The following is a 23,194-nucleotide window of genomic DNA, read 5'->3' as shown; positions in this document are numbered from 1 at the left end:
TAAATTACCATATTTACATTTAAATGGTAACCAACAAAAGAAGGAAATTGCACAATAAAAAAGTCACGAATCCGTGACTTTTCTAACAACCTTCATAACTTATTTTTGTTAACGTTTTCATTTTAATCTCTAATAATTCCATTACTTGTCCCTATCAGTACTTCTTTACCTTGTTGATTTCGATATACTGATTTAATTTTCACTTTTTGAAAACCATCTGCTTTTTCTACTTCAGTTAATATGCATTCACAGGTAACTGTATCTCCTGCAAAAACTGGACGAAGAAATTCACTCACCATTTCTCTTGCAATATAGTTTAAGTCTCCTCCTATTTTTGTTCCAATGCTAGCAGTCATAAGTCCATGCACCATTAGCCGCCCTTTTTCGTCACGTTCTATATGATGTTTGCCCCGGTCTCCAGTCATCTCTGCAAACTGCATGATTTCTTCCTCTTGAAACGTTCTTTGCCACGTAAATGTATCTCCTGTTTTACATTCCATCTTATCCCTCCCCTTAAGATTAAGACTTTACTTTTTAACTATATCACAAAAAATGAACAGTCATTCATTCCCGCATCAAAAAAATAGCAGAATAAATATATCCTGCTATTTTTGACAAGTAGGACAGTAATAAAGCCTTCTAGAAGCAGCTTGCACTTTTAAGATATGCGTGCCGTCAATTCGGCAAGCTTCTCCTTCACGGTTAAAAACCCAGTGGCGGTATTCAGAGCGCTTTTGGCCTTTCTTTTTTAACGTTTCAGCAAGCTTTACATCATTTGTAATGCCACCTGTTTCATAGGACTGTTTGACAAGAGAAATGGTTGCTTCAGCTGCCTTTTTAAGCTGTTCTTCCGTGCAGTCTACCGGACGAGATGCAGGATTAATTCCCGCTACAAATAGGATTTCACTGCGCAAATAATTTCCAATCCCCGCTATAAAGCTTTGGTCTAGCAGCAGCGACGCCCATTTTCTGCGGTAAAATCGCTTAGAGTAAAAGCGATCTAAAAGCTCATTTGCCGTTACTTCTTCACTTAAAATATCCGGACCTACTCTTGATACAAAAGGATGAGCAGAAACTTCTTCATCACGCAATACTTCAATATCAGAAGCGCTATAGAGCAACGCTGATTTCTTTTCATTATGAATAGCAAGACGCAACTGTCTGTTTGTAGATGGATAATTGTAAGATGAACGTACATACCATTTTCCATAAAGCTGATTATGTGAATAAATGGTATAGCCATTGTCAAAACGAATAAGCATAGCCTTCCCTTTTGTATCTACCCTTTTAATACGAGCACCCGTTAATACTTCTTCGTAATGCTGTAAAGATGGAAAAGCAAACCATATCTCGCTAACGGGAAGACTAATAATCGCTTTTTCCACTTCATCGGCTGCTCGTCTAATTTCTGGACCTTCTGGCATATAATGAAACTCCTTTCTTGCCTAACTTTCTTCATTTATTATTTCGGTTTTATTTCTGCTTTGCAAGAAAGAAGCGGTTGAACTCTTCTTTTCCTAAAAGAACCTTTAAATTATGCATGACGGTTACTCTTATAGTAAAATGTTGATACTTTTTTTACTTTCTATAGTGTTTATCTTACTTCCTTTGACTTATACTAGTTGATAACCTTTTAGAAACTTGTTAATTATCTATATATGAGGAGTTTATTATGAACAATCAATCATTTTCTCCACTATCAGCCGCCGAGATGGCTGTTATTTGGAAGCAATATATGAACGATAAAGCAATTTCTTGTATGCTTAACCATTTTCTGTGTCATGTAGACGATTTAGATATTCAAAAAGCGATTCAAGGTACACTGCACATCACAACAAAAAACAGTGATGCGCTCACTGCTATCTTTTTAAAAGAAAATATGCCAACCCCGCTAGGTTTCGGCGAAGAAGACCTTAATGTTGAAGCTCTAAAATTATTTTCGGATTCTTTTTATTTGCTTTATTTGAAGCATATTTCAAACGATAAAGAACTCTTCTTAGGAAGCTATTTTGATGAAAAACGGCCGTTAACGGTCATTGAAATTTCTCATATCGTGTCAAGCATACAGACGAACTTAATTGCAAAGGATTTAATTTTAGGGTTTGCTCAAACAGCTCCTTCTCAGGAAATTCAAGCTTTTTTGTTAAAAGGTAGAGAGCAGGTACAGCAGCACATTGAATCCCTGTCACAACCGCTAATGGTAGAAAACATACCGGTCACAATGAAGTGGGATTACGGAGTAGAAAAGTCTTCCATTCCTCCATTTTCAGAAAAACTCATGATGTTTCACCTGGCCGCGATGATTACTGAAAATGTACGTGGATACGGGCTGGCGATGTCAACGAGCCCGCGTTTAGATCTCGCTTTAAACTATACAAACTTCACGAATGAAATTTTGGAATACGCCAAAGAAGTATCAAGAATAAGTATTGAACAAGGATGGCTAGAAGAGCCTCCGCATATTCCATTCCCAAAAAATTCATTTGGAATAAAAATAAGCTCGCGCTAAAGCGCGAGCTTATTTTTTAGATTCTCTCCACAATAAATAAAGAAAATACGGAGCGCCGATAATGCCGATGATTAGCCCAGCCGGAATTTCAATCGGAGGAGCAATTCCTCTCCCAATTAAATCTGCTGCTAGTACAAACAAAGCGCCAAGCAAAGCGGCTGTAGGAATCAATTTTTTGTGTCTCGGTCCCACTAACCGCTTGGCCACATGAGGAATAATAAGCCCTACAAAGCCAATTGTGCCAACCACCGATACAACCGCAGCCGTCATTGCCACTGCGCTTGCCAGCAATACTAGACGAATTAACTCTACTCTAGCCCCTAGTCCTCGAGCCACTTCATCACCTAGATGAATTAAATCTAACCGGGCAGCTAACAGCCAAATCAGCGGTACTAATATAACGACCCAGGGAAGTAAACCAATTAATTGATCCCATGTTCTTCCCCATAAGCTGCCGCTCAGCCAAATCAGTGCCGCATTTACGTTTGGATTTGCTTTTGAAATTAACAAGTGAATACCGGATGAACAAAAAGCGCTGACTGCTACACCTATTAATGCAAATCGAATAGGTTCTACTCCTTTTTTATAAGCAAGCAAATAGACGATTACAAAGACAAGCGAGCCTCCTGCAAACGCAGCGACGGATAAAACGGATGGGGTTGCTAAAGGCAGTAAAATAGTGACTGCAACAGCTGCTAATCCTGATCCGCTTGATAGACCTAATGTATCTGGACTAGCGAGCGGATTTCTCATAATGGACTGTACGACGACTCCGGACACAGCTAGGCCGACTCCTGTTAAAATAGCCAGCAAAATACGAGGCAGACGAAATTCTACTAAAATGGACGTCAAGTCAGGATCGCCAATACCAATAAAAGACGTAATAATGTCTAGAGGAGGTATGTTAATGTCTCCTAAGCTAAGGCTTATCACACTCAGCGCTATAATTAAGACAGAAAGAATGATAAACAGGCCGACAGACTTGAATCGAGATGGCTGCTTTTTTGTTTTATTGACAGTCTGCATATAACTCATGCCTTCCTTTCTGTTTTTTTGCGTCTCGCTAAGTAAATAAAGTACGGCGTTCCGAGCAATGCTGTTACTGCACCTACAGGAGTCTCATACGGGTATGTAATAAATCGTGATAATACGTCTGCTAGCAGCAATAAAGATGCACCAAGCAGCGCGCTCATTGGCAAAACGAACCGGTAATCTACACCTATTAAATAGCGTACCATATGAGGAACAACAAGCCCTACAAAGCCAATGGGACCCGCAATTGCCACCGAAACACCTGCTAATACAATCACAACAACTGCAGTGAACGCTCTAATGGCAAAGACTCGCTGCCCGAGTCCTCTAGCTACGTCATCTCCCAAAGACAATAAAGAAGACGCTCTTCCCAGACCAAACGCAATAAGCAGGCCCGCGATGCTAAAAGGAACCAATACATGAACATGTCCCCAATCTCGCCCAATAACTGAACCGGTGAGCCAGAACATAACGCCTTCTGTTTTGCTTTCATTAAAAATCAGCAGCGTTTGCGTGAGAGACATAAGCATACCTTGTATAGCAACACCTGTTAAAGCAAGCTTTACATCACTGTCGCCTCCTTTAATCAACGAACTCATGACATAAACAATAACAGCAGCAAATGCGCCTCCTAAAAATGCACCAAATACCCCGCCAATCATGCTTACACTAGGCACTAAAACCGTTAAAAATACCATTGCCGCTGATGCGCCGGCATTAATACCAAAAATTCCAGGAGAAGCTAACGGATTTCTAGTTAATGCTTGCATCAAAGCTCCAGCGACAGCCAAATTAGCGCCAACAAATGCCGTTACCAATAAGCGAGGCAGACGCACAGTTTGAATAATAGACTGTTCTTTTGATCCGTCAAAATTTAGTATAGCTTGCTTAATCGTTCCAAAAGAAATATGTATAGAACCGATGGAAATAGATAAAAACATTGAAATCAGTAAAAGAATAATAACCGCAAGAAAAGTAGCTATTATACGAAGCGGAGATTTGTTTCTTTTGGATAAGCCGTGAACAGCTTTCATAGTAGAATGCGCCTCCTTCCATTTGAAAGTTCATTAAAAAGAAAAGAACAATCCCGCTGGATTGTTCTTTTCTTCGTTATTATTTGCCTTCAAATAATAACTTTTCTGCTTCATCTGCAATACCATTTGCACCTTGTACACTTCGGCGAAGAGACCATTTAAATACATCAACTTCATACACTTGATTATTTTTAACCGCTTTTAGCTCTTTCCATAATGGCTGTTTTGCTAAAGGCGTATGACCTTTTTCATTTCGCATAACAATGAGTTTGTCCGGATCTGCTTTTACAAGCTGTTCCATTGTCATTTTTACACTGTACTCTTTTGTAGGATCTGTTAATGCATTTTTGAAGCCTAATTGCTCAAGAACACCCGTTGTAAAGAAATTTGAAGTTCTAGCATTAATATTACCATTTGCATCAGCGATAACCAGTACATTGCCCGGATTTTTTGGTGCTTTTGCTTTTAAATCCTTCATTTTTTGCTTATGCTCTTCTACCACTTTTTCAACTTTTGCTTTCTTGCCAACCGCTTCTCCTACTTTTAACTCTGTATTTAGTAAATCATCGTAATTAGCATTTAAGTTTTTCAACTCAATCGTTGGCGCAATTTTCGATAATTCTTTGTATACATTTTTATGACGTTCTGAATCGGCGATAATCAAATCGGGCTTCAGCAGTTTAATCGATTCCAAGCTTGGCTGCGCTCGCGTGCCAACTGATTTGTATCCTTTGATTTCTTTTAGTACATCTTTATCAATAAGCTGTTCTGCTTTATCATCATCAGCTACTCCTACAGGTTTGATACCAGCATCTAACAATGCATCAATAAAGCCTAACTCTAATACGACTACTCGCTTTGGATTCTCTTTTACCTTTGTCTCTCCAAGCTCATGCTTGACCACTCTTGTTTTTTCACTTTTTTCATCAGCTGAATTTCCCTTATTCGTGCTGCTGCAGCCGATAAGCATTCCGATTGCCAGCATTGTAATAAAAGCCAGCAGTCCTATTTTTTTCTTATTCAAATGTCATTCCTCCTGCTTGTATCTTTATGTAGATAATCGACTCTTGAAACTGATAATCGTTATCATTATATCAGTTTTATCTATTTAAACAAGCTGATTCGTTATTTTTTAATTAAAAAAATTATATCTATTCTATAAAAAAAGAAAGGACGCAGTAGGAGCGTCCTTTCTTTTTAATCTTCAATACAAAGATACTGAATCACTTCTTTTAAACTTTTCTCTTTCATCGATTCGATGTGTAAGTGATATCTTTCGAACGACAGATGTTTAGTTAACGGATTTGGTACAATCACACAGCGCAAGCCTGCTGCCATAGCAGCTTTTGCTCCATTAGAAGAATCTTCAAATGCCAAAGTTTCAGAGGGGTCTACTCCTAGCTTTTCAATTGCATTTCGGTAAAGAGCGGGATCTGGCTTCACTTTTTCTACATCATCGCGCGTTTGAATGACTTCAAAATAGTGCAGCAAATCTAGCTCTTTTAAAAATGCTGTTACCCAGTCACGATATGAGCTGCTTGCTAAACCAATTTTCAATCCAAGTTCTTTTGCTTCTGCCAAGTACTCCGCTACACCTTCTCGGGCTACTAATGATTTCATTTTTTCTTGATGACGTCTTAACGATTCTTGAGCTAGTTCCTCTTTTGTGAACTCATTGTTAAACTGCTGAAGCAAGTAATCGTAAAGTGCCGTAGCATCCGTTCCTACATAAGAAGCAAACGTTGCAATCGGTAGATCTACTCCCCTGTCTTCTAACATTTCGCGGTACACCTCGTACCATACAGATTCTGTATCAATAATTAATCCATCAAAATCAAACACAACTGCTTTAATCATAATTTACCTACCTTTTTCTATCTTATCGTTCTTACATAGTAACACGTTCAAAATACGTAATCCATAAATGTGGCTTCCTTAATAAGATAGGCTTAAACAGGTAGTTTCTATCCTTACTTTTCTCCGACTTTCATCAAAGGTGACATTTCTTCTGTTTCCTTAAACTCAATGGAAGACAGCTGCCTTCTAAAACCTTTCGTTGCATACACTAAATAAACTAAACCAGCAATCGCCCAGCCAATACCAAGTAAAAATGAATTGCGCTCCAAGTTAAGCCATAAAACGCCAATCGCTGCGGCTCCTAATAGTGGCATAACAATGTATGACCAAAACCCCTTAGCCGACCGGTGCTGCTTTTGATGAACAGCATAGTGCGCAATAACCGAAATATTAACAAAAGAAAACGCAATGAGTGCTCCAAAATTAATAAATGACGTAGCCGTTGCCAGACTGAAGAAAATGGCAGTTGCTGATACAACTCCGACTAATACAATATTTCGAGAGGGAGTGCGCAGCTTAGGATGAACATAACCAAAAAATGACTGAGGTAAAATTCGATCGCGTCCCATTACGTATAATAAACGCGAAACGCTTGCATGCGATGACATGCCTGACGATAATGTTCCTGCAATTCCTCCAGCTAAAAAGACAATTTGAAACAGCGTACCGCTCACATACATAGCAATTTCAGGAGCCGCAGCGTCTGGATGCTTGAATCCTTCTAACGTTGGAAAAACCGCTTGAATAAAATAAGATGTCACGGTAAACATGACTCCTCCGATTAACGCAACTAAAAAAATAGCTTGCGGAATCGTTTTTTTAGGATTAGGCGTTTCTTCTGATAACATAGCCACTGCATCAAATCCTAAATAGGAAAAACACATAAGTGTGGCTCCTGCTATTAGCCCTGATGACGTCATGTTCTGATTAAAGAAAGGCTTCATAGAAAAAAGAGTACCTTCCCCCATTCCTCCTAGCAGGGCTTTGATTGAAACAGCAACAAACAATACTAAAATCGTCATTTGAAATACAACAAGAAACGTATTGAAATTGGCGGTGAAATTAACGCTTCGTAAATTTAGCAGCGTAACGATAATGACGAAGCTGACAACCCAAATCCACGATGGTACCGAAGGAAAAATAGATGATAAATAAATTTGAAAAATAAGTGCGTTAACCATCGGTAAAAAGAGATAATCCATTAGTGCAGACCAGCCAACTAAGAATCCTAAATGTGGATTGATTGTCTTTTGCGTATATGTATAAGCTGACCCTGCATTTGGAAACACTTGAATCATCTTTTTGTAGCTTACTGCTGTGAGAAGCATCCCGACAAGGGCTATGATATAAGACGTGGGAACGTGTCCATTCGTCATATCAGACGCAATCCCAAACGTATCAAACACTACCATCGGAGTCATATATCCGATCCCCATTAATACAATCTGCCATAATTTCAACGACCTTTTTAATGTTACTGTTTCATGTTTCATTTATCTTCCCCCTTCTATTTATTAAGAACATTCTGACAATTAAATCCATAAATGCCTGTATTTAATTTCTTTATATAAAAATGAATGACTTTCATTCATTTTTATATAAAGAGTAGTTACATTTACTATAACAAATATATGATTTATTTCTTTAAGTTGGTAAGGGTTGCTAACAAACTATCTTTTTCTTTTATCATATTATGAAAGCGCTTTATTTTAAATAGCTATATGTTCCTAATCTCCTGTTATATCAACGCAGAAATACCCTCTGAATAAGAGGGATTTCTGCTTACAAGCCGTTATTCAATCATCGTATCCAATGACTGTCTTTTCGTTTTCACTGCAACTAAACTAGCAAAATCATGAATGATTGTAGCTGCAAGCAACGAGGTTATCTGAGTTGGATCATAAGAAGGCAGCACTTCCACCAGGTCAAATCCAACATAGTTAAATTCCGCCAGAGAACGGATCATTTGCAGCGTTTCTCTGCTGCTGAATCCGCCTACTTCAAGCGTTCCTGTTCCTGGTGCACAAGAAGGATCAACAAAATCAATATCAAACGTTAAAAAACACGGCGTATCTCCAATGGCTGTCTTCATTTGCTCTAAAACCATTGAAAATCCTTGATGTTCAAGCTCCCCTGCCGTTACTACATGATAACCGAGGTCTTTGCTTTCTTGAACATCTCCCGGATGATTTAATGTTCCTCTGATACCGATTTGAAAGACCTTCTTTGGATCTACTAGTCCTTCCTCATATGCGCGTATAAAAGGAGATCCGTGCCAATATTTTTCATCGTAATACGTATCCCACGTGTCTGTATGAGAATCAAAATGAATCATAGCCACTGGACCATATCTTTTAGCAGCAGCACGAAGGCTTGCTAAGGTAATCGAATGATCTCCTCCAATTCCAATTGGAACAATTCCTCTATCCATAAGAGTGCCTACCGCTTCTTCCATTAATTCATAGCTTCTGTGAATATTATGCGGAATAACGGGCACATCACCAATATCGATAGCATTTGTATCATCGAATGGATATACGTCGTGTACCGGGTGATAAGGAAACAGCGTCATGGAAGCTTGCCGAATTGCCTGAGGTGCAAAGCGCGCACCTACTCTGAAAGATGCTGCCGTATCAAACGGCATCCCTACTAGCCCTACTTTTGCATTTTCTCTTTCCGCTGGCAGCCTCATAAATGAGCCCGTTGTACAAAATTCCGGTTTGACATCTGGGGACAATGGATATTTCATAATTTACTCCTCCGTTTCAATGATTTCAATTAGTCACTAGGCATTTCCACTACTAAAATCATTGAAAGCAATACGGGAATAAGAAACGTTTGCCGACTCATATTCATTGCTCCTTGTTACATTTATTGGTGATTCAGCTCATTTAATACTTTTTCAAATGTAGAAATGACTTGATCTACTTCTTCCGCTGAAATAGTCAACGGTGGCTCAATACGAATTGTTTTAGAGTTTACAAGCGTCCCGGCTACTAGAATCCCTTCATCAAACATACCTTTAGAAAGCGCGTAGCCAATTTCATCTTGGTGAAACTCAATTCCAATCATTAAACCTTGCCCTCTGATTTCAAGTACTTTATCTCCATGTTTTTCAGCTGCTTTCTTTAAACCAGCAAGGAAATATTCTCCCAGCTCTTTTGCACGGTTTGGCAGCTGTTCTTCAATCAACACGTTAATGGTGGCAATAGCGGCTGCGCAGGCAAGCGGGTTGCCTCCAAACGTTGTTGTGTGCATAAACGGATTATCAAAGAAACTTGAAAACACTTTTTCTTTTGCTACAACCGCGCCAGCAGGCATAACTCCTCCTCCAAACGCTTTAGCAAGACATAAAATATCGGGTACAACATCGTATAGTTCTGATGCAAACATTTCACCGGTACGTCCCATACCTGTTTGAACTTCATCAAAAATTAAGATAGCATCGTACTCATCACATAGTGCACGCACTTCTTTTAAATAATTTTCAGGAGGAAGAATAATGCCGCCTTCTCCTTGAATTGGTTCTAATAAAACAGCTGCCACATCTTCCCCTACAAGCGCGCACGTTTCAAATGTTTTGCGCATCATGTCAATATCACCAAACGGTACGTGACGGAAACCTGGAATTAACGGCAGAAATGGTTTGCGGAACATTCCTTTTGCCGTACCTGATAAAGAACCTAGACTTTTTCCGTGAAAAGAACGTGTTGTGGAAATAAACGTTTTTCGATCACTATACATTTTCGCTAATTTTAAAGCAGCTTCTACACTTTCTGTTCCGCTGTTTGTGAAAAAGGAATACTTCAAATCCCCCGGTGTAATATCTGCTAAAATTTTCGCAAGCATCGCACGAAGTGGATCTAATAAGTCTTGGCTATGGAGCGCTTGACGCTGAAGCTGATCTTGAACAGCTTTGACTACTTTAGGATGGCGGTGCCCCACGTTATAAATTCCAAATCCGCCCAAACAATCAATGTATTTTTTACCGTTTACATCCGTAAAACAAGAGCCTTCATCTGACCATTCAACAGCTGCAAACTGCGTATCCACCGTTACTGTTTTGCGATATTCTAAAAAGCCTGGGTTGACATGTTCACGAAATCCGTCTACTGTTTCTTTCGTAATCCACTGTGCTTCTTCAGCTGACACTTCGCTTTTTTCAATAAGCCCCAGCACTTTGTTGATATATTCGTTTACTTCACCATATGCTTTGTTTACCTCTTGATTTTTCGTCACTGTATTCATTTTAATATCGCTCCTTCTCTACTTTTTAATTTTTAAACCAGCCGATTGGCTCTACTTGTAAATTAATATTAATTTGTTTTACTTCTTGAAATTCTTCCAATCCAAACGTGCCCAGTCCTCGACCAATTCCGCTCTGTTTATATCCGCCCCAAGGCGCTTCGTTAAATGTAAAATGATATGTGTTTACCCAAGTGATGCCCGCACGCAGCTTTTTAATCACCCGAAGAGCTTTTGCGCCGTCGTTTGTAAACACACTGCCTGCCAAACCGTATTCCGTATCATTTGCAAGCTTAATAGCTTCTTTTTCGTCTTTAAACGTTTGAATAACAACAACGGGTCCAAAGATTTCATCTTGCACAATTTTCATATTTGACGTAACGTTACTAAAAACCGTAGGTTCTACAAAGAATCCTTTTCCCAATCCACTGCTGGTGATTCGATTGCCTCCGCATACAAGGCGGGCGCCTTCTTGCTTTCCAATTTCGATGTACTTTAATACTTTTTTCATATGTTCTTCACTTACAAGAGGGCCCATTTCAATCTCTTGATTCATTCCATTTCCTACTTTAATTTTTTGAGCACGCTCTGCAAAACGTTCAATAAATTTCTCAGCGATGCTTTCTTCTACTAAAATACGAGAACCTGCAGCGCAAATTTGGCCGCTCCCTGCAAAAATTCCAAATAAGGCATAATCTACAGCTGTTTCAAAATCAGCGTCAGCAAATATAACGTTCGGTGACTTTCCTCCAAGTTCTAAAGAGACTTTCGTCACATTCTCTGCTGCTTGACGCATGATGTGTTTTCCAGTTACCGTTCCGCCCGTAAAGGAAATCTTATCAACACGCTTATCTTGAATAAGCGTGTTTCCTACAGTATCTCCGGCTCCCATAACAAGGTTTGCTACTCCTTTTGGCAATCCTACGCTTTCTAAAATCTCAAAAAGTTTTGTAGAAGTAACCGGTGTCACTTCAGAAGGTTTAAATACAATGGTATTTCCTGCAGCTAAAGCAGGTGCAATTTTCCACACGCTCATCAACAGCGGATAATTCCAAGGTACAATCAGTCCGCACACCCCAATTGGTTCTTTTATAACCATTGCTTGCATAGGTGCAGGAACACTGTACGTTTGACCGTCTGGCTTTGTAATTAATCCAGCGTAATATCTAAAACAAGCAGCCGCATCTTCCACATCAGCCTCCGCTTCACGATATGGCTTTCCGTTATCCATTGTTTCTAGCGCTGCTAATTCTTCTTTCGCTTCTTCAAGCTTATCGGCAATTTTAAATAAGATAGCTGCTCTTTCAGATGCAGAAGTCTCAGACCAAATTCCGCTGTCAAAGGCTTCTCGTGCTGCTGTAATCGCTGTTTTCATATCTTCTATGCTGCCTTCTGCAGCATATCCAATCACTTCACCTGTAGCTGGATTAACAGTAGGACGCTGCTTCTCTGCTTTTTTCCACTCTCCGTTTATGTACATATTTAAAGTTAACGTTTTAACGGCTGTACGATCCATAAGATACCTCCTTATTAAATAACGACTGATTGTCAGTCATTTTAAACTTTTAAAAACTTATAATTCTGATAATTAATTGTATATTTTGAATGAATGTCAGTCATTTTGATAGGTGTAATATCAGCAGTGCTAATATTACATAGATGGCACAAGAGAACGCTTTAAGAATTGAAAAAGTTCTTCCTTCGATTGTTCAAGTGTGACATCTTGCTCTCGCCCAATATAAAAAAGTTCAGCAGCATTTTCAATCAAATTGATCATCGTTTTAGCTGTCCATTTAACGTTAAGCTGTTTGATGACTTCATCTTTTTTCACTGCCTCATTTAATACCTGTTCAAACCAGTTGTAATAAGGTAAATAAATAGCTTCCCATGTTTCTAATGAATAGTCAAAGGCGAGCCCCGAATAGCATAAAACAAGAACATCTCTATATTCATCTGTTGTTTTATACGTTTCATCAATCATTACCTCTAATGTACTTAAAAAATCTGTTGCTGTTTTAGCTCTTTCTTTAATTTTTTCAAGTGACAAAGAAAGTAAGTTCTCTGCAATAGCAGGAACAAGGGCATTTTTAGATCTGAAATAAAGATAAAAAGTTCCTTGAGCTACACCTGCACGCTTCACAATGTCTGAAATTGACGTTTTATCAAGCCCCTTTTCAGATATAACTTCAATCGCCGCCTGTAAGATTTTATCGTATTTTTCACTTGTGCTTGTAACCAACTCTTTCCCTCCACCTATAAAATGAATGACTTTCATTCATTTTACTATAAGCAACGCAAATTATGCAAGATAAAATTTTCTGAATCTTTAAATTTAATTAAAAATCGGTCGCATGCCGGCTTCAAAAATATTTTTTTATTTTATCATTTTATCCTCGCTCTTTTTATATGTCTCACTGTTATTTCTCCTCCTTTAACCATCCGAAGTAAAAGCTGATACAACGCTCTTTAAGCAACTATTTTTCTGCGTTTATTTATAAAGCTTTATCGGCTAATTACTCTTCACTTGAAGTTGACGGAGTAAAAAAAAGAGTGATAACATGTAAAACTGATTCTACAGTCACTTATTTTATCCATTTATTTCCCATAATTTCTCGCAACTACGATGTACATTTTTAGCTAAAAATAACTTTATAATGCCGAAAAATCACCCACTCTATTTCACATTTTATATTTTCTATGTTTACCATCTAAAAAAACCGGGTATACACTTCGTTGTGTTTAGCATCCGTTCTACATATCAGTCAGATTGATTTAAAACTTTATAAAGGAGTTACACTGCATGAAGAAACTATTGTTAATCAGCATGATTTGTTTTCTTCTAGTTATTACTTCAGCTTGCGGCAACGGTAATGGTGCATTTAAAGATAAAAAAACCATTACCATCGGCATGAATAACTATACTGAAAACATTGCCTACACGTACGTGTGGAAACACATTTTAGAAGATCGAGGCTACAAGGTTAGAACCGTTTTCTTAGAGAAAGCTGGTGTTTGGGTAGGAACAGCTAATGACGACATTGATATTTCATTTGCACCATGGCTCCCTACAACAGATGCGCCTTTTTACAAAAAGTATAAAGATCAAGTGAACATTGAAGATCCTTGGCTTAAAAATGCACGCTTAGGATTTGCAGTTCCAACCTATATGAAAGACGTGAATACAACAGAAGATCTTGCTAAAGTTGCTTCCGATGTCGATAACAAAGTCATTGGAATTGACCCGGGCTCCAGTATTAACGGATTAGCTGAACAAGCGTTAAAGGACTATAACCTTAAAAACTATACGCTTGTAAAATCGTCTGAGGCAGCTATGCTCAGCGAACTGCGCAAAGCCTATGATGCAAAAAAACCAATTGTTGTGACTATGTGGAATCCGCACTGGGCTTTTGCAGACTTTGATATCAAATACTTAAAAGATCCTAAAAATTCGTTTGGAGATCCTGACAACATTTACACAATGACAAGCAAGGAATTTAAAAAGACAAATCCTCAAGTTATAAAATGGATGAATAATGCACAGATGAATGATAAATTAATCAGTCCTCTTCTGTCACAAGTCGAAAAATCTTCAAACCCTGAAGAAGCAGCACAGAAATGGGTAAAAAAACATAAAAAATTAATCGACAGTTGGACAAAAGAGTAATGAACGTAAATGAAAACAACAATTGAGGTGGACATATGGAACACGTAAAATTAAAAGTACAAAATATAACCAAAGTGTTTGGTAAGAATCCGTCAAAGGCGATTGATTTACTTCAAAAAGGAAAAACAAAAAAAGAAATTCTAGAAGAAACAGGAATGACAATCGGGGTTAATCAAGCAAACTTCGAAATTAAATCCGGTGAGATCTTCGTTATTATGGGCCTGTCTGGAAGCGGTAAATCCACTTTAGTTCGTATGTTTAATCGCCTTGTTGAACCAACATCTGGATCTCTTATTTTAGACGGTGACGATGTAGTAAAAATGAACAAAGAGGAACTTCGCGACATGCGCCGAAAAAAAATGAGCATGGTTTTTCAAAACTTTGCCCTATTCCCTCACCGTACGGTTCTTGATAACACAGAATACGGATTAGAAGTTCAAGGTACACCAAAAGCCGAACGTGAAAAAAAAGCAAAAGAAGCGCTTGAATTAGTAGGTTTGAAAGGGTACGAAAATCAATACCCTGGTGAACTGAGCGGCGGTATGCAGCAGCGCGTCGGACTGGCCCGAGCACTTGCCAATGACCCTGACATTTTATTAATGGATGAAGCATTCAGTGCGCTAGATCCGCTTATTCGTAAAGACATGCAAGATTTCTTACTGGAGCTTCAAGAAAAAATGGAACGTACAATTATTTTTATTACCCATGATCTTGATGAAGCTCTTCGAATCGGAGATCGCATCGTTTTAATGAAAGACGGCAGTGTTGTTCAGGTAGGAACACCTGAAGAAATTATGACAAACCCTGCCAATGATTATGTTGAGCGCTTTGTAGAAGACGTTAATGTAGCTAAAGTATACACAGCTGAAAGCGTGATGAACCGTGCTGAATCTATTACCGTAGACCGAGGTCCGCGCGTGGCGCTTAAAATTATGCAAGAAGCTGGTTATTCAAGCATCTACGTCGTAGACAAGAAAAAAACGCTTCTAGGAGTTGTAACGGCAGATGATATTAGCCGCGCCATTAAACAAGATAAACTGACAGCAGACGTATTAGATACGGATATTCCAACTGTTACAACAGATACGCTACTAGAAAACTTGTACGACAAAATGGTTATCAGCCGCTTTCCACTACCGGTTGTAGATGAAAACCATCGTCTGCGCGGCATCATAAAAAAAGAACGAGTAATTGAAGCACTCGCTGGTACTGATAGTAATGAGGTGAACGTAAATGAATAGTATTCCTAAAATTCCCGTTGGCAATTGGATTGACCATTTTGTGACGTTTTTAAACGATAATATCAAAGGGTTTTTTGATGTTATTTCAGCTATTGTCGATGGTATTGTAAGTTTTATTGTACTAGTGCTAACCTTTCCACCCGCATTGATTTTAATCTTAATTGTCGGAATCATTGCTTGGTTTTCAAGTAAAAAATGGTCATTTACTATTTTATCGATGATTGGCCTGTTATTTATTCTTAATCTTGGCTACTGGCAAGAAACCATGGACACACTAGCCCTCGTTTTAACAAGCGTACTGATTTCGATTATAGTAGGAATTCCGCTTGGCATTTGGGCATCTCAAAGCGAAAAGACGGCTCGAATTATTACGCCAATCTTAGACTTTATGCAGACAATGCCCGCATTCGTTTATTTGATTCCAGCACTTTTCTTCTTTGGAATTGGTGTGGTACCAGGTGTTATCTCATCTGTTATCTTTGCAATGCCTCCGACGATTCGCTTAACGAATCTAGGTATTCGTGAAGTACCCGCTGACTTAGTAGAAGCAGCAAATGCCTACGGTTCAACAACAAAACAAAAATTATTTAAAGTACAGCTTCCATTAGCTACAAAAACCATCATGGCCGGAATTAACCAAAGCATCATGCTATCTCTTTCAATGGTTGTTATTGCCTCTCTTGTAGGTGCTCCGGGGCTTGGTGCGGAAGTATATCGTGCAGTTTCTCGACTTGAAGTCGGCACGGGCTTTGAAGCCGGAATTTCAATCGTTATTTTAGCGATTATTTTAGACCGTATTACGCAATATTTTGGAAATCGTTCAAACCAACGAGCATAAGTAAAACAAGAAGCCAACTCCGCTGAGTTGGCTTCTTGTTATTTATTTTTGCAACACGCTACAAAGATTGCTTCTCCTTGAAACGATTCAATTCCCTGTTGATTTGTTTTGATATCAAAAAACTGCTTAAACCCGCTTGGTATATTCAGCATATATTGAGTAAGCTCACGCTTTGTCTCTTCCGAAACATTCATCATCCCGCACCAGTCATCAAATAAAAAGCGCTTTGAGAAAGTTGTCAGCACTTCTGTACGGAATCCTTGCATTTCAAGCATAGAAAGCCACTCTGTCTTTTTATAAGCACGATAATGGCTTGGATCTCTTGTCTTTTCAACTCGATTATAAAACTCGTCATAAGCATTCACTTCCGGTGCTACATTATCAATGAGCAAGAACTGTCCGCCTGGCTTTAACACTCGGTACACCTCTTTGATGAACTGTTTAATATTAGGAAAATGGTGCGGTGCAATTCTGCACGTTACTGTATCAAACTCGTCATCTTGAAATGGCATATCTTCAGCATCTCCTTGAACAAACGATACATTTTCATAACCATTTTCTTTAATGAAGCCTTCAGCACTTTGCAACATTTGAGGAGTTAAGTCAAAAGCCGTTACTTCTTGAAAGACAGGTGCTAGCTTATTTGCCACGTGTCCTCCTCCTGTCGCTACATCAAGCAGCTTTCCTCCTCTATTTTCTTCAGCAATTTCCGCTAAAACCGCTAAATCTTTGCCTTTTGCATGACCTTTACTTTTGACATACTTTCCGGCATTCCCCCCGAACTGACTGACCACCATTTCTTTATTACTCATCTTTTCTCCCCCCATTTCTCTCTGTAAAACTCTCTCTTACTTTGCCTAGTGCATTCACATATTTATTATGAAACGTGTGAATGTATTCTTTTTCTTTCTCCCCACTGATGAAACAATCGAAACAGCGGAGGAAGAAGCAGCCAAATGGTTAAAATCCGAAGCACTTGGACCGCTACTACTAACGTCGAATCAGCCTGCAATACAATGGATGTAGTCGCCATTTCTGCAATGCCCCCAGGAGCAAACGCTAAAATAGACGTGATAAGCTCAATTCCAGTTATTTTGGAGACTACTAGTGCACATACGAACATAGCGGCGATCAAACCGATTGTATTAATAAGCGCAACAACCATAATTTTTTTTACGCCAATAAACATTTCTTTATGAAAGCGAGAACCAATGCTTGAAGCAATAAAAATTTGCGATAAAATCATCACAGAATGAGGCCAGTATGCTTGAAGATTATACCCTACGTACGATGAAGCAGCTGTTTGAACAATCGCAACAGTAAGCATCCCTCCTACTAACCAAGGCGCAGGAAATTTTAGTTTTTTTCCTATATAATAGCCTACTACTGCTGTAACGATTAAAACGCCTGTCCATAACAGTGATCCCCATTGAAAAACGCTTGGGGTAACTGACACTGCATGCCGTCCTGTATTACTTCCCCAATAAACCACAAATAAAGGAACAGCAAGCACAACTAAAAACACGCGCATTGTTTGAATAATGCTTACAATTGCCGTATTGGCCCCTACCTCTTCAGCCATGCCTGGCATTGCGCTCATTCCTCCAGGAGTCGTGCCGAAAAAGCTTGTTAATAAATCTGTGGAACTGAACTTCCATAGCAAATAACCGGATAAAAGAGAAAAAACAACGGACAGCAAAAGCATGATCGTAATGGTGGACCAGTGAGATTGAAACGTAGTTAATACAGACAAGTTAATCTTTTGACCTAATTCAATCCCTAAAATACACTGTCCTGCGTACAGCCAATATTTTGGAATACCTTTTTTGCTTGTTTGAGATAAAAAACGCGGCTTCCGAAAAGTTAGAATAGCAGCTAAAATGAGGGTCCCAAGCATCCAGCCAATGGATAAGCCTGTTAACGATAGAAGAAATCCTCCCACGCATGTTAATAAAATAAAAAATATAGATTGTAAAAAAATAATTCTTGCGTTCATATCTACTTCCTTCCTTCTCCAAGGCTTTTCTTTCTTACGCCGAACATTCTTCTTCTTAACTATAGTATAATTTTAGAGATAATTAAAATATCGAAATTTTATTATAAACCATTCATTTTTCTTATTCCTGGAGGGATAGTATGGACGATCGAGATTGGCTTATTCTACAAGTGTTGTATCGAGAAAAAAACATTACAAAAGCAGCCAAGGAGCTGTTTATCTCTCAGCCTGCGCTTACGCATAGACTGCAGCAGATGGAAAAGGAATTTCATGTTCAGATCGTGAACAGAGGACGCCGCGGAGTTCAGTTTACACCGCAGGGAGAATATTTAGTGAAGTGCGCAGAAGAAATGCTGCTCACGCTTCAAAAAATAAAAGAAAATGTGTTAAACATGGATGATCAATTAACCGGTACTTTACGTCTAGGAGTGTCTAACTTTTTCACTGACTACAAGCTACCTGGGCTATTACGCTTATTTAAAGAGCGATTTCCTGACGTGGAATTCAAAGTCACGACCGGATGGAGCAGCGACATGGCTCATCTTCTTTATAAGCACGATGTTCATATTGCGTTTGTAAAAGGTGATTATAACTGGCAAGATCAGAAAGAGCTGCTTTTTAAAGAAACAATTTGCATTGCGTCTGCACAGCCTGTCGACATAAACAACCTTCCCAATCTACCTCGGATTGACTATCACCAAGATCGTTTTTTAAAAACATCTGTTGATAACTGGTGGGCTGAAAATTACTCTCAGCCTCCCCTTGTCAGTATTGAAGTGGATAAAGCAGAAACATGCAAAAAGATGGTTGTAAACGGACTCGGTTACGCGATTTTGCCGAGTATGCTGCTTGATGACGCAGCAGAGATTTACAGATACACGTTAAAAACAAAAGACCAGCAGCCTTTAACGCGCAGTACATGGATGTTTTATCATGAGGATTCATTAAAGATTAACATCGTAAAAGCTTTTATTGAGTTCATTCAAAACTTGGATTTAAAAGATGTACACTGATAGAAAGAGGTTAAGACATACCGAAATGAATTCAATCTAAAGACGAACAAATGAGATATATGAGCTGAACTGCTTTTGACTCCGCAGTTGATTTCCGTGCAAGACTTCGCTTTCCGCGGGCGGGCGGTGAGCCTCCTCGTCGCTTACTCTCCTGTGGGGTCTCACCCCTTCCGCTTTTCCCGCAGGAGTCTTCGTCTTGCCCTCCAATCAACTGCTAGAAGGAACAGAACAGATGAAACTATGCTCACCAAAACAAAAAAACGAAACACGAATCAAAAATCTTGATCAATGGTTCGTTTTTCACTCCGTCTAAAATCCTTTTATCCTAACCTCTTTCTATTATATTTATTCATCATTTGTTCCGCCCATTAAGTCAGAATATAGCTTGCTTTGCTGTTCAAGAAAGACTTTAGCACCGCTGCTATTTTTATAAAAAGAGGTTAAATCGTTATCTTTAAGCAGCTGTTCCCATTCTTTTGTATGAACCATTTCATACACTGTCTTATTCCAATATGCTACCTGCTCTTTGGTCATATTAGGCGGTCCCATTAGACCTCTCCAATGGCTAAACGTTACGTCAATTCCCGCTTCTTTCCACGTTGGGATCTCTTTTAACTCTTCTAGCCTGCTGGGAGAAGAAACGGCGAGTATTCTTACCTGCCCTTGTTCATACTGCTTTTTCACTTCTGATAATGACATAGGTGCTACATCTAGCTGATGATGAACGAGTGCATCGATCACTTTATGACTGCTATTGTAAACGAAGAACTCAAGCTTGGAAGAGTCTACGCCTGCTTTTTTATTTAGCTGCATGAACGATAAATGATCGTCGTTTCCTAAGCGAGGTGATATTCCCACTTTCATGCTGGATTCACTTTGATTTAACGTGCGTATGAGCTGTTTTAAATTATATATAGGAGAGTTAGCAGGAACTACGATGACCTCCCATTCAGATGTTAAAATAGCGAGCGGAGTAAAGTCTTTATATGTTAATTGACTTTGCCCTAGCAAATTATTTGTAATCAGCAAGCTGGAATTTCCGGAAACAATATTCCCTTCTTTTCTCTGTTTAATATATTTCCATCCTTCTTCACCTTGCCCACCTATTTTATTACTAACAGAAACGGGTACCTTCACAATCTTCTTTTCCGTTAGCACTTGTTGAATGGCTCTTACTGTTGCGTCTGCTCCTCCGCCTTTTGCACCGGCTGCCACAATTTCAATTTCCCCCATATCAATACGGTCTTTTTTAGAGGGAGAAGAACAGCTAACAAGCAATACACTTATAAACACTATCATGAGCTTTTTGATCATATATACCATCCTTCAAGGCTAATGCTACGCTAAATAGTACTTGCGCTCTGGCCGTCCAATAATCCCATAATCATATTCAACGTGACATTCACCAGTTGATACTAGATACTCTAAATATCGTCTAGCTGTCGTTCTAGATACTCCCATGTGCTGCCCCATCTCTTCGATCGTAATTCCTTTGATGCTTTTTAAAATATCTTTTGACTTTTGTAATGTGATACCATCAATACCTGAAGGAAGAGATTTATCCGCTTTTGGCTTTGTCCTGACATGTCCAAAGTACGCATCAATAAATGATTGATCTACTTCTTCATGCGTACTAAACAGTTCCTTTTTCTCTTGATACTGTTTAATAGCATTAATGAAGGATTCCATCATAACCGGCTTAATCAAATAATTAACGACGCCGTTTCTCAAACAGATTTCTACAATGTTTTTTTCGGTGGCAGCCGTTACCACGATAACGTCAACGTGTGGAAACTGCGCTCTGATTTTTGGCAGTAAATCTGTTCCCATTTCATCTGGCATATAGATGTCTAAAAGAAGTAAATCAACTTTCTTCTCCTTTAGCATTTCAAGCGTCTCTTTTGCATTCAACGCTTTACCTACAACTTCCACACCATCTACTTCTAATAAAAATCGTTCTTGAACTTGAGCAATTCGAAAATCGTCTTCTGCAATTGCGACTCTTAACATTTCAACTCTCCCCTTACTTCTCATGATTCAGTTTTTTGGAAGGTAAACTGAAAAAATAGCTCCTCCTTCTGGCTGATTATACACTTCAATAGATCCTCCAAGCTCATCTACCATTTTCTTTATATTTGCCAGTCCGTATCCTCTGTCTGTACCTTTGGTTGAAAAACCTTTTGTGAAAATTTGATTTAGTACTTCTTCTGATACACCAGGTCCATTATCCATCACTTCAATAATTAAATCATGACCAATATCGGTAATAAAAAACGACACTTCTTTTTCAGACTGCTGACTCACCGCTTCAAATGCATTATCAATTAAATTCCCAATAATGATAATGAGATGAGAAATTTCAATATGTTCTGGGAGCGTATCGAGTGTACTCTCCGAATCAACCGAAAAGTGAATTTTCTTTTCAGATGCTTTTCCAATCTTCCCAAGCAATATTGCTTGGACTTTAGAATCTAGTATCTGATCAAATAGAATACGGTTTTGTGTTTGGTGTACGGCTGATTCTTTTTGAATAAACTCAAATGCATCTTTGTACTGCCCTAACTGCAGCAAACCCGACAAAACATACAGCTTATTCGTAAACTCATGCGTTTGAGCTCGTAAATCCTCTGAATACTTTCGTACTTCTGAAATCGTATTGATTAAGCTTTTTAATTCTGTCTTATCACGAAAACTAGCGACCACTCCTACAATTCGCTGATGTTCAATAATAGGTGTTAAGTTTAAGATAAACGTTTTTTCATTCAGAAAAATCTCTTGGTCGCTTCGGGCTATTCCCGTATCTAGCACTTCAATCATATTCGTATAAGGAAATACTTCAATGATATGATGATGTAAATATTCCGTCTGTAGTCCTAGCATATTTTTAGCTGATGTATTCATCATCGTAATAAAGCCTTGATGATCAATAGCAATAATTCCTTCTTTTATCGAAAGTAAAATCGCATTTCGTTCACGGTATAAAGAAGCGATTTCATGGGGCTCAAGACCGAGAGTATCTTTTTTAATACTTTTAGCTAAAAAAATACCCCCGATCATACCAAGCAATAGAACAGCTAGTGAAAATAGGATAATTTGCTGAATGCGCGCAATGAGCTGAGCATGAACATGAGACTTTAAAAACTCAACCGTCACTACTCCCACGACGTCCGTATACTTTCCGTGACTGATGACAATAGGCGCTTTCCCCATAATTGCAGGACCTGTGGTTCCCTCTCCGTCAAGCGTATAATATCCGCCGAATAATAGTGCTCTATCGTTAACCGCCTCTTTGTCTTTCTTTCCTATCCATTTTTGATTAGCATGAGAATAGATGATTTGCTCACGGTTTTGAACTACAATACTTGCTGCTCCGATTTGTTCCCTCACTTGCTCGGCAAGCGGCTGAATGTAGCGACTCGGCTGTTTTTTTTGAAAAGCAGCTTTGACTTCCGGCATAAATGATATTGATTTGGCTGCTTGAAGAGCCAGCTGCTCGGCTTGCCTTTTAGATTCTACAAACTGCATGTAAGAGAAAATACTCGCTAAAAGAACAATAACAGTTATGATTAATGCTGCGGATAAACCTACGATTTTTGTTTGCAGCGATACTTGAAACCATTTTTTCATTTCATCGCACCTTTAGCCTTTACCTTATAGTTCTATTCCTCTTTTATTTTATCAAAATTTTTTGTATATCCGCTCCTTATTCCAAAAGCTTTTTAGACAAAAAAACTTATCAATCCCAAAAGCGGAATTGATAAGTTT

Annotated in this window: 22 protein-coding genes; 5 read left to right on the top strand and 17 right to left on the bottom strand. The window is 38.7% G+C overall.

Annotated features, from left to right (window positions below; all coding sequences use genetic code 11):
* Positions 1-122: 122 nt before the first annotated feature.
* Complete coding sequence (locus AC0C45_RS07910) at positions 123-500, bottom strand: FAS1-like dehydratase domain-containing protein (RefSeq protein ID WP_034654106.1); 378 nt, start codon at positions 498-500, stop codon at positions 123-125.
* 105 nt (positions 501-605) lie between these two features.
* Complete coding sequence (nei, locus tag AC0C45_RS07905) at positions 606-1,424, bottom strand: endonuclease VIII (protein ID WP_047932356.1); 819 nt, start codon at positions 1,422-1,424, stop codon at positions 606-608.
* A gap of 248 nt (positions 1,425-1,672) precedes the next feature.
* On the opposite strand from nei, the gene AC0C45_RS07900 reads away from it, so the two are divergent.
* Positions 1,673-2,509 (top strand): DUF3231 family protein, encoded by an 837-nt coding sequence (locus tag AC0C45_RS07900; RefSeq protein WP_472928018.1) that lies wholly within the window; start codon positions 1,673-1,675, stop codon positions 2,507-2,509.
* A 9-nt stretch (positions 2,510-2,518) separates the two neighbouring features.
* Here AC0C45_RS07900 and AC0C45_RS07895 read toward each other — a convergent pair whose 3' ends face one another.
* The 9 genes from AC0C45_RS07895 to AC0C45_RS07855 all read right to left on the bottom strand — a co-directional run bounded on the left by AC0C45_RS07895 (position 2,519) and on the right by AC0C45_RS07855 (position 12,916).
* Complete coding sequence (locus AC0C45_RS07895) at positions 2,519-3,535, bottom strand: FecCD family ABC transporter permease (RefSeq protein WP_034654110.1); 1,017 nt, start codon at positions 3,533-3,535, stop codon at positions 2,519-2,521.
* 5 nt (positions 3,536-3,540) lie between these two features.
* The gene (locus tag AC0C45_RS07890; RefSeq protein ID WP_034654113.1) at positions 3,541-4,575 is read right to left on the bottom strand and encodes a FecCD family ABC transporter permease; all 1,035 of its coding nucleotides are present in this window, start codon (positions 4,573-4,575) and stop codon (positions 3,541-3,543) included.
* A gap of 79 nt (positions 4,576-4,654) precedes the next feature.
* A complete protein-coding gene (locus AC0C45_RS07885) occupies positions 4,655-5,599 on the bottom strand; it encodes an ABC transporter substrate-binding protein (RefSeq protein ID WP_016763165.1) in 945 nt (314 codons plus the stop codon).
* Between the two features lie 173 nt (positions 5,600-5,772).
* Positions 5,773-6,429, bottom strand: a complete 657-nt coding sequence (locus AC0C45_RS07880) for an HAD family hydrolase (protein WP_257063228.1) — start codon at positions 6,427-6,429, stop codon at positions 5,773-5,775.
* 116 nt (positions 6,430-6,545) lie between these two features.
* Positions 6,546-7,925 carry an APC family permease gene (locus AC0C45_RS07875; protein WP_257062783.1) on the bottom strand — a complete coding sequence of 460 codons (1,380 nt, stop codon included), beginning with the start codon at positions 7,923-7,925 and terminating at the stop codon, positions 6,546-6,548.
* A 299-nt stretch (positions 7,926-8,224) separates the two neighbouring features.
* On the bottom strand, positions 8,225-9,181 hold the full coding sequence (speB, locus tag AC0C45_RS07870; RefSeq protein ID WP_047932362.1) for an agmatinase: 957 nt from the start codon (positions 9,179-9,181) through the stop codon (positions 8,225-8,227).
* 122 nt (positions 9,182-9,303) lie between these two features.
* A complete protein-coding gene (locus AC0C45_RS07865) occupies positions 9,304-10,680 on the bottom strand; it encodes a putrescine aminotransferase (RefSeq protein ID WP_047932363.1) in 1,377 nt (458 codons plus the stop codon).
* Between the two features lie 25 nt (positions 10,681-10,705).
* The gene (locus AC0C45_RS07860; protein WP_047932364.1) at positions 10,706-12,193 is read right to left on the bottom strand and encodes an aldehyde dehydrogenase family protein; all 1,488 of its coding nucleotides are present in this window, start codon (positions 12,191-12,193) and stop codon (positions 10,706-10,708) included.
* Between the two features lie 135 nt (positions 12,194-12,328).
* Complete coding sequence (locus AC0C45_RS07855; RefSeq protein ID WP_016763156.1) at positions 12,329-12,916, bottom strand: TetR/AcrR family transcriptional regulator; 588 nt, start codon at positions 12,914-12,916, stop codon at positions 12,329-12,331.
* A 561-nt stretch (positions 12,917-13,477) separates the two neighbouring features.
* Between AC0C45_RS07855 and AC0C45_RS07850 the strand changes: the two genes are divergently transcribed.
* From AC0C45_RS07850 to AC0C45_RS07840, 3 genes are read left to right on the top strand one after another with little or no spacing between them, the layout of a single operon-like run.
* Entirely contained in the window at positions 13,478-14,341 is an 864-nt protein-coding gene (locus tag AC0C45_RS07850) for a glycine betaine ABC transporter substrate-binding protein (RefSeq protein ID WP_034654140.1), read from the top strand.
* A 35-nt stretch (positions 14,342-14,376) separates the two neighbouring features.
* Entirely contained in the window at positions 14,377-15,582 is a 1,206-nt protein-coding gene (locus tag AC0C45_RS07845; RefSeq protein WP_013081886.1) for a quaternary amine ABC transporter ATP-binding protein, read from the top strand.
* Complete coding sequence (locus AC0C45_RS07840; RefSeq protein ID WP_013081885.1) at positions 15,575-16,420, top strand: ABC transporter permease; 846 nt, start codon at positions 15,575-15,577, stop codon at positions 16,418-16,420. The genes AC0C45_RS07845 and AC0C45_RS07840 overlap by 8 nt, the downstream gene beginning before the upstream one ends.
* 38 nt (positions 16,421-16,458) lie before the next feature.
* Here AC0C45_RS07840 and AC0C45_RS07835 read toward each other — a convergent pair whose 3' ends face one another.
* Positions 16,459-17,232, bottom strand: a complete 774-nt coding sequence (locus tag AC0C45_RS07835; protein ID WP_016763154.1) for a class I SAM-dependent methyltransferase — start codon at positions 17,230-17,232, stop codon at positions 16,459-16,461.
* Positions 17,233-17,297: 65 nt separating this feature from the next.
* Positions 17,298-18,416 (bottom strand): AbrB family transcriptional regulator, encoded by a 1,119-nt coding sequence (locus tag AC0C45_RS07830; protein ID WP_016763153.1) that lies wholly within the window; start codon positions 18,414-18,416, stop codon positions 17,298-17,300.
* Positions 18,417-18,556: 140 nt separating this feature from the next.
* On the opposite strand from AC0C45_RS07830, the gene AC0C45_RS07825 reads away from it, so the two are divergent.
* Positions 18,557-19,429, top strand: a complete 873-nt coding sequence (locus tag AC0C45_RS07825) for a LysR family transcriptional regulator (protein ID WP_016763152.1) — start codon at positions 18,557-18,559, stop codon at positions 19,427-19,429.
* Positions 19,430-19,460: 31 nt separating this feature from the next.
* Here AC0C45_RS07825 and AC0C45_RS07820 read toward each other — a convergent pair whose 3' ends face one another.
* From AC0C45_RS07820 to AC0C45_RS07805, 4 genes are all read right to left on the bottom strand, one after another.
* Entirely contained in the window at positions 19,461-19,640 is a 180-nt protein-coding gene (locus AC0C45_RS07820; protein WP_412999388.1) for a hypothetical protein, read from the bottom strand.
* A 134-nt stretch (positions 19,641-19,774) separates the two neighbouring features.
* Positions 19,775-20,743 carry a tripartite tricarboxylate transporter substrate binding protein gene (locus tag AC0C45_RS07815; RefSeq protein ID WP_025749762.1) on the bottom strand — a complete coding sequence of 323 codons (969 nt, stop codon included), beginning with the start codon at positions 20,741-20,743 and terminating at the stop codon, positions 19,775-19,777.
* 24 nt (positions 20,744-20,767) lie between these two features.
* Entirely contained in the window at positions 20,768-21,439 is a 672-nt protein-coding gene (locus AC0C45_RS07810) for a response regulator (protein ID WP_013081881.1), read from the bottom strand.
* A gap of 27 nt (positions 21,440-21,466) precedes the next feature.
* Complete coding sequence (locus tag AC0C45_RS07805) at positions 21,467-23,056, bottom strand: ATP-binding protein (RefSeq protein WP_034654150.1); 1,590 nt, start codon at positions 23,054-23,056, stop codon at positions 21,467-21,469.
* Between the last annotated feature and the right edge of the window lie 138 nt (positions 23,057-23,194).

This window comes from Priestia sp. VA7 (genome assembly GCF_055710015.1).
This window is presented reverse-complemented; position numbering and strand designations above follow the sequence as displayed.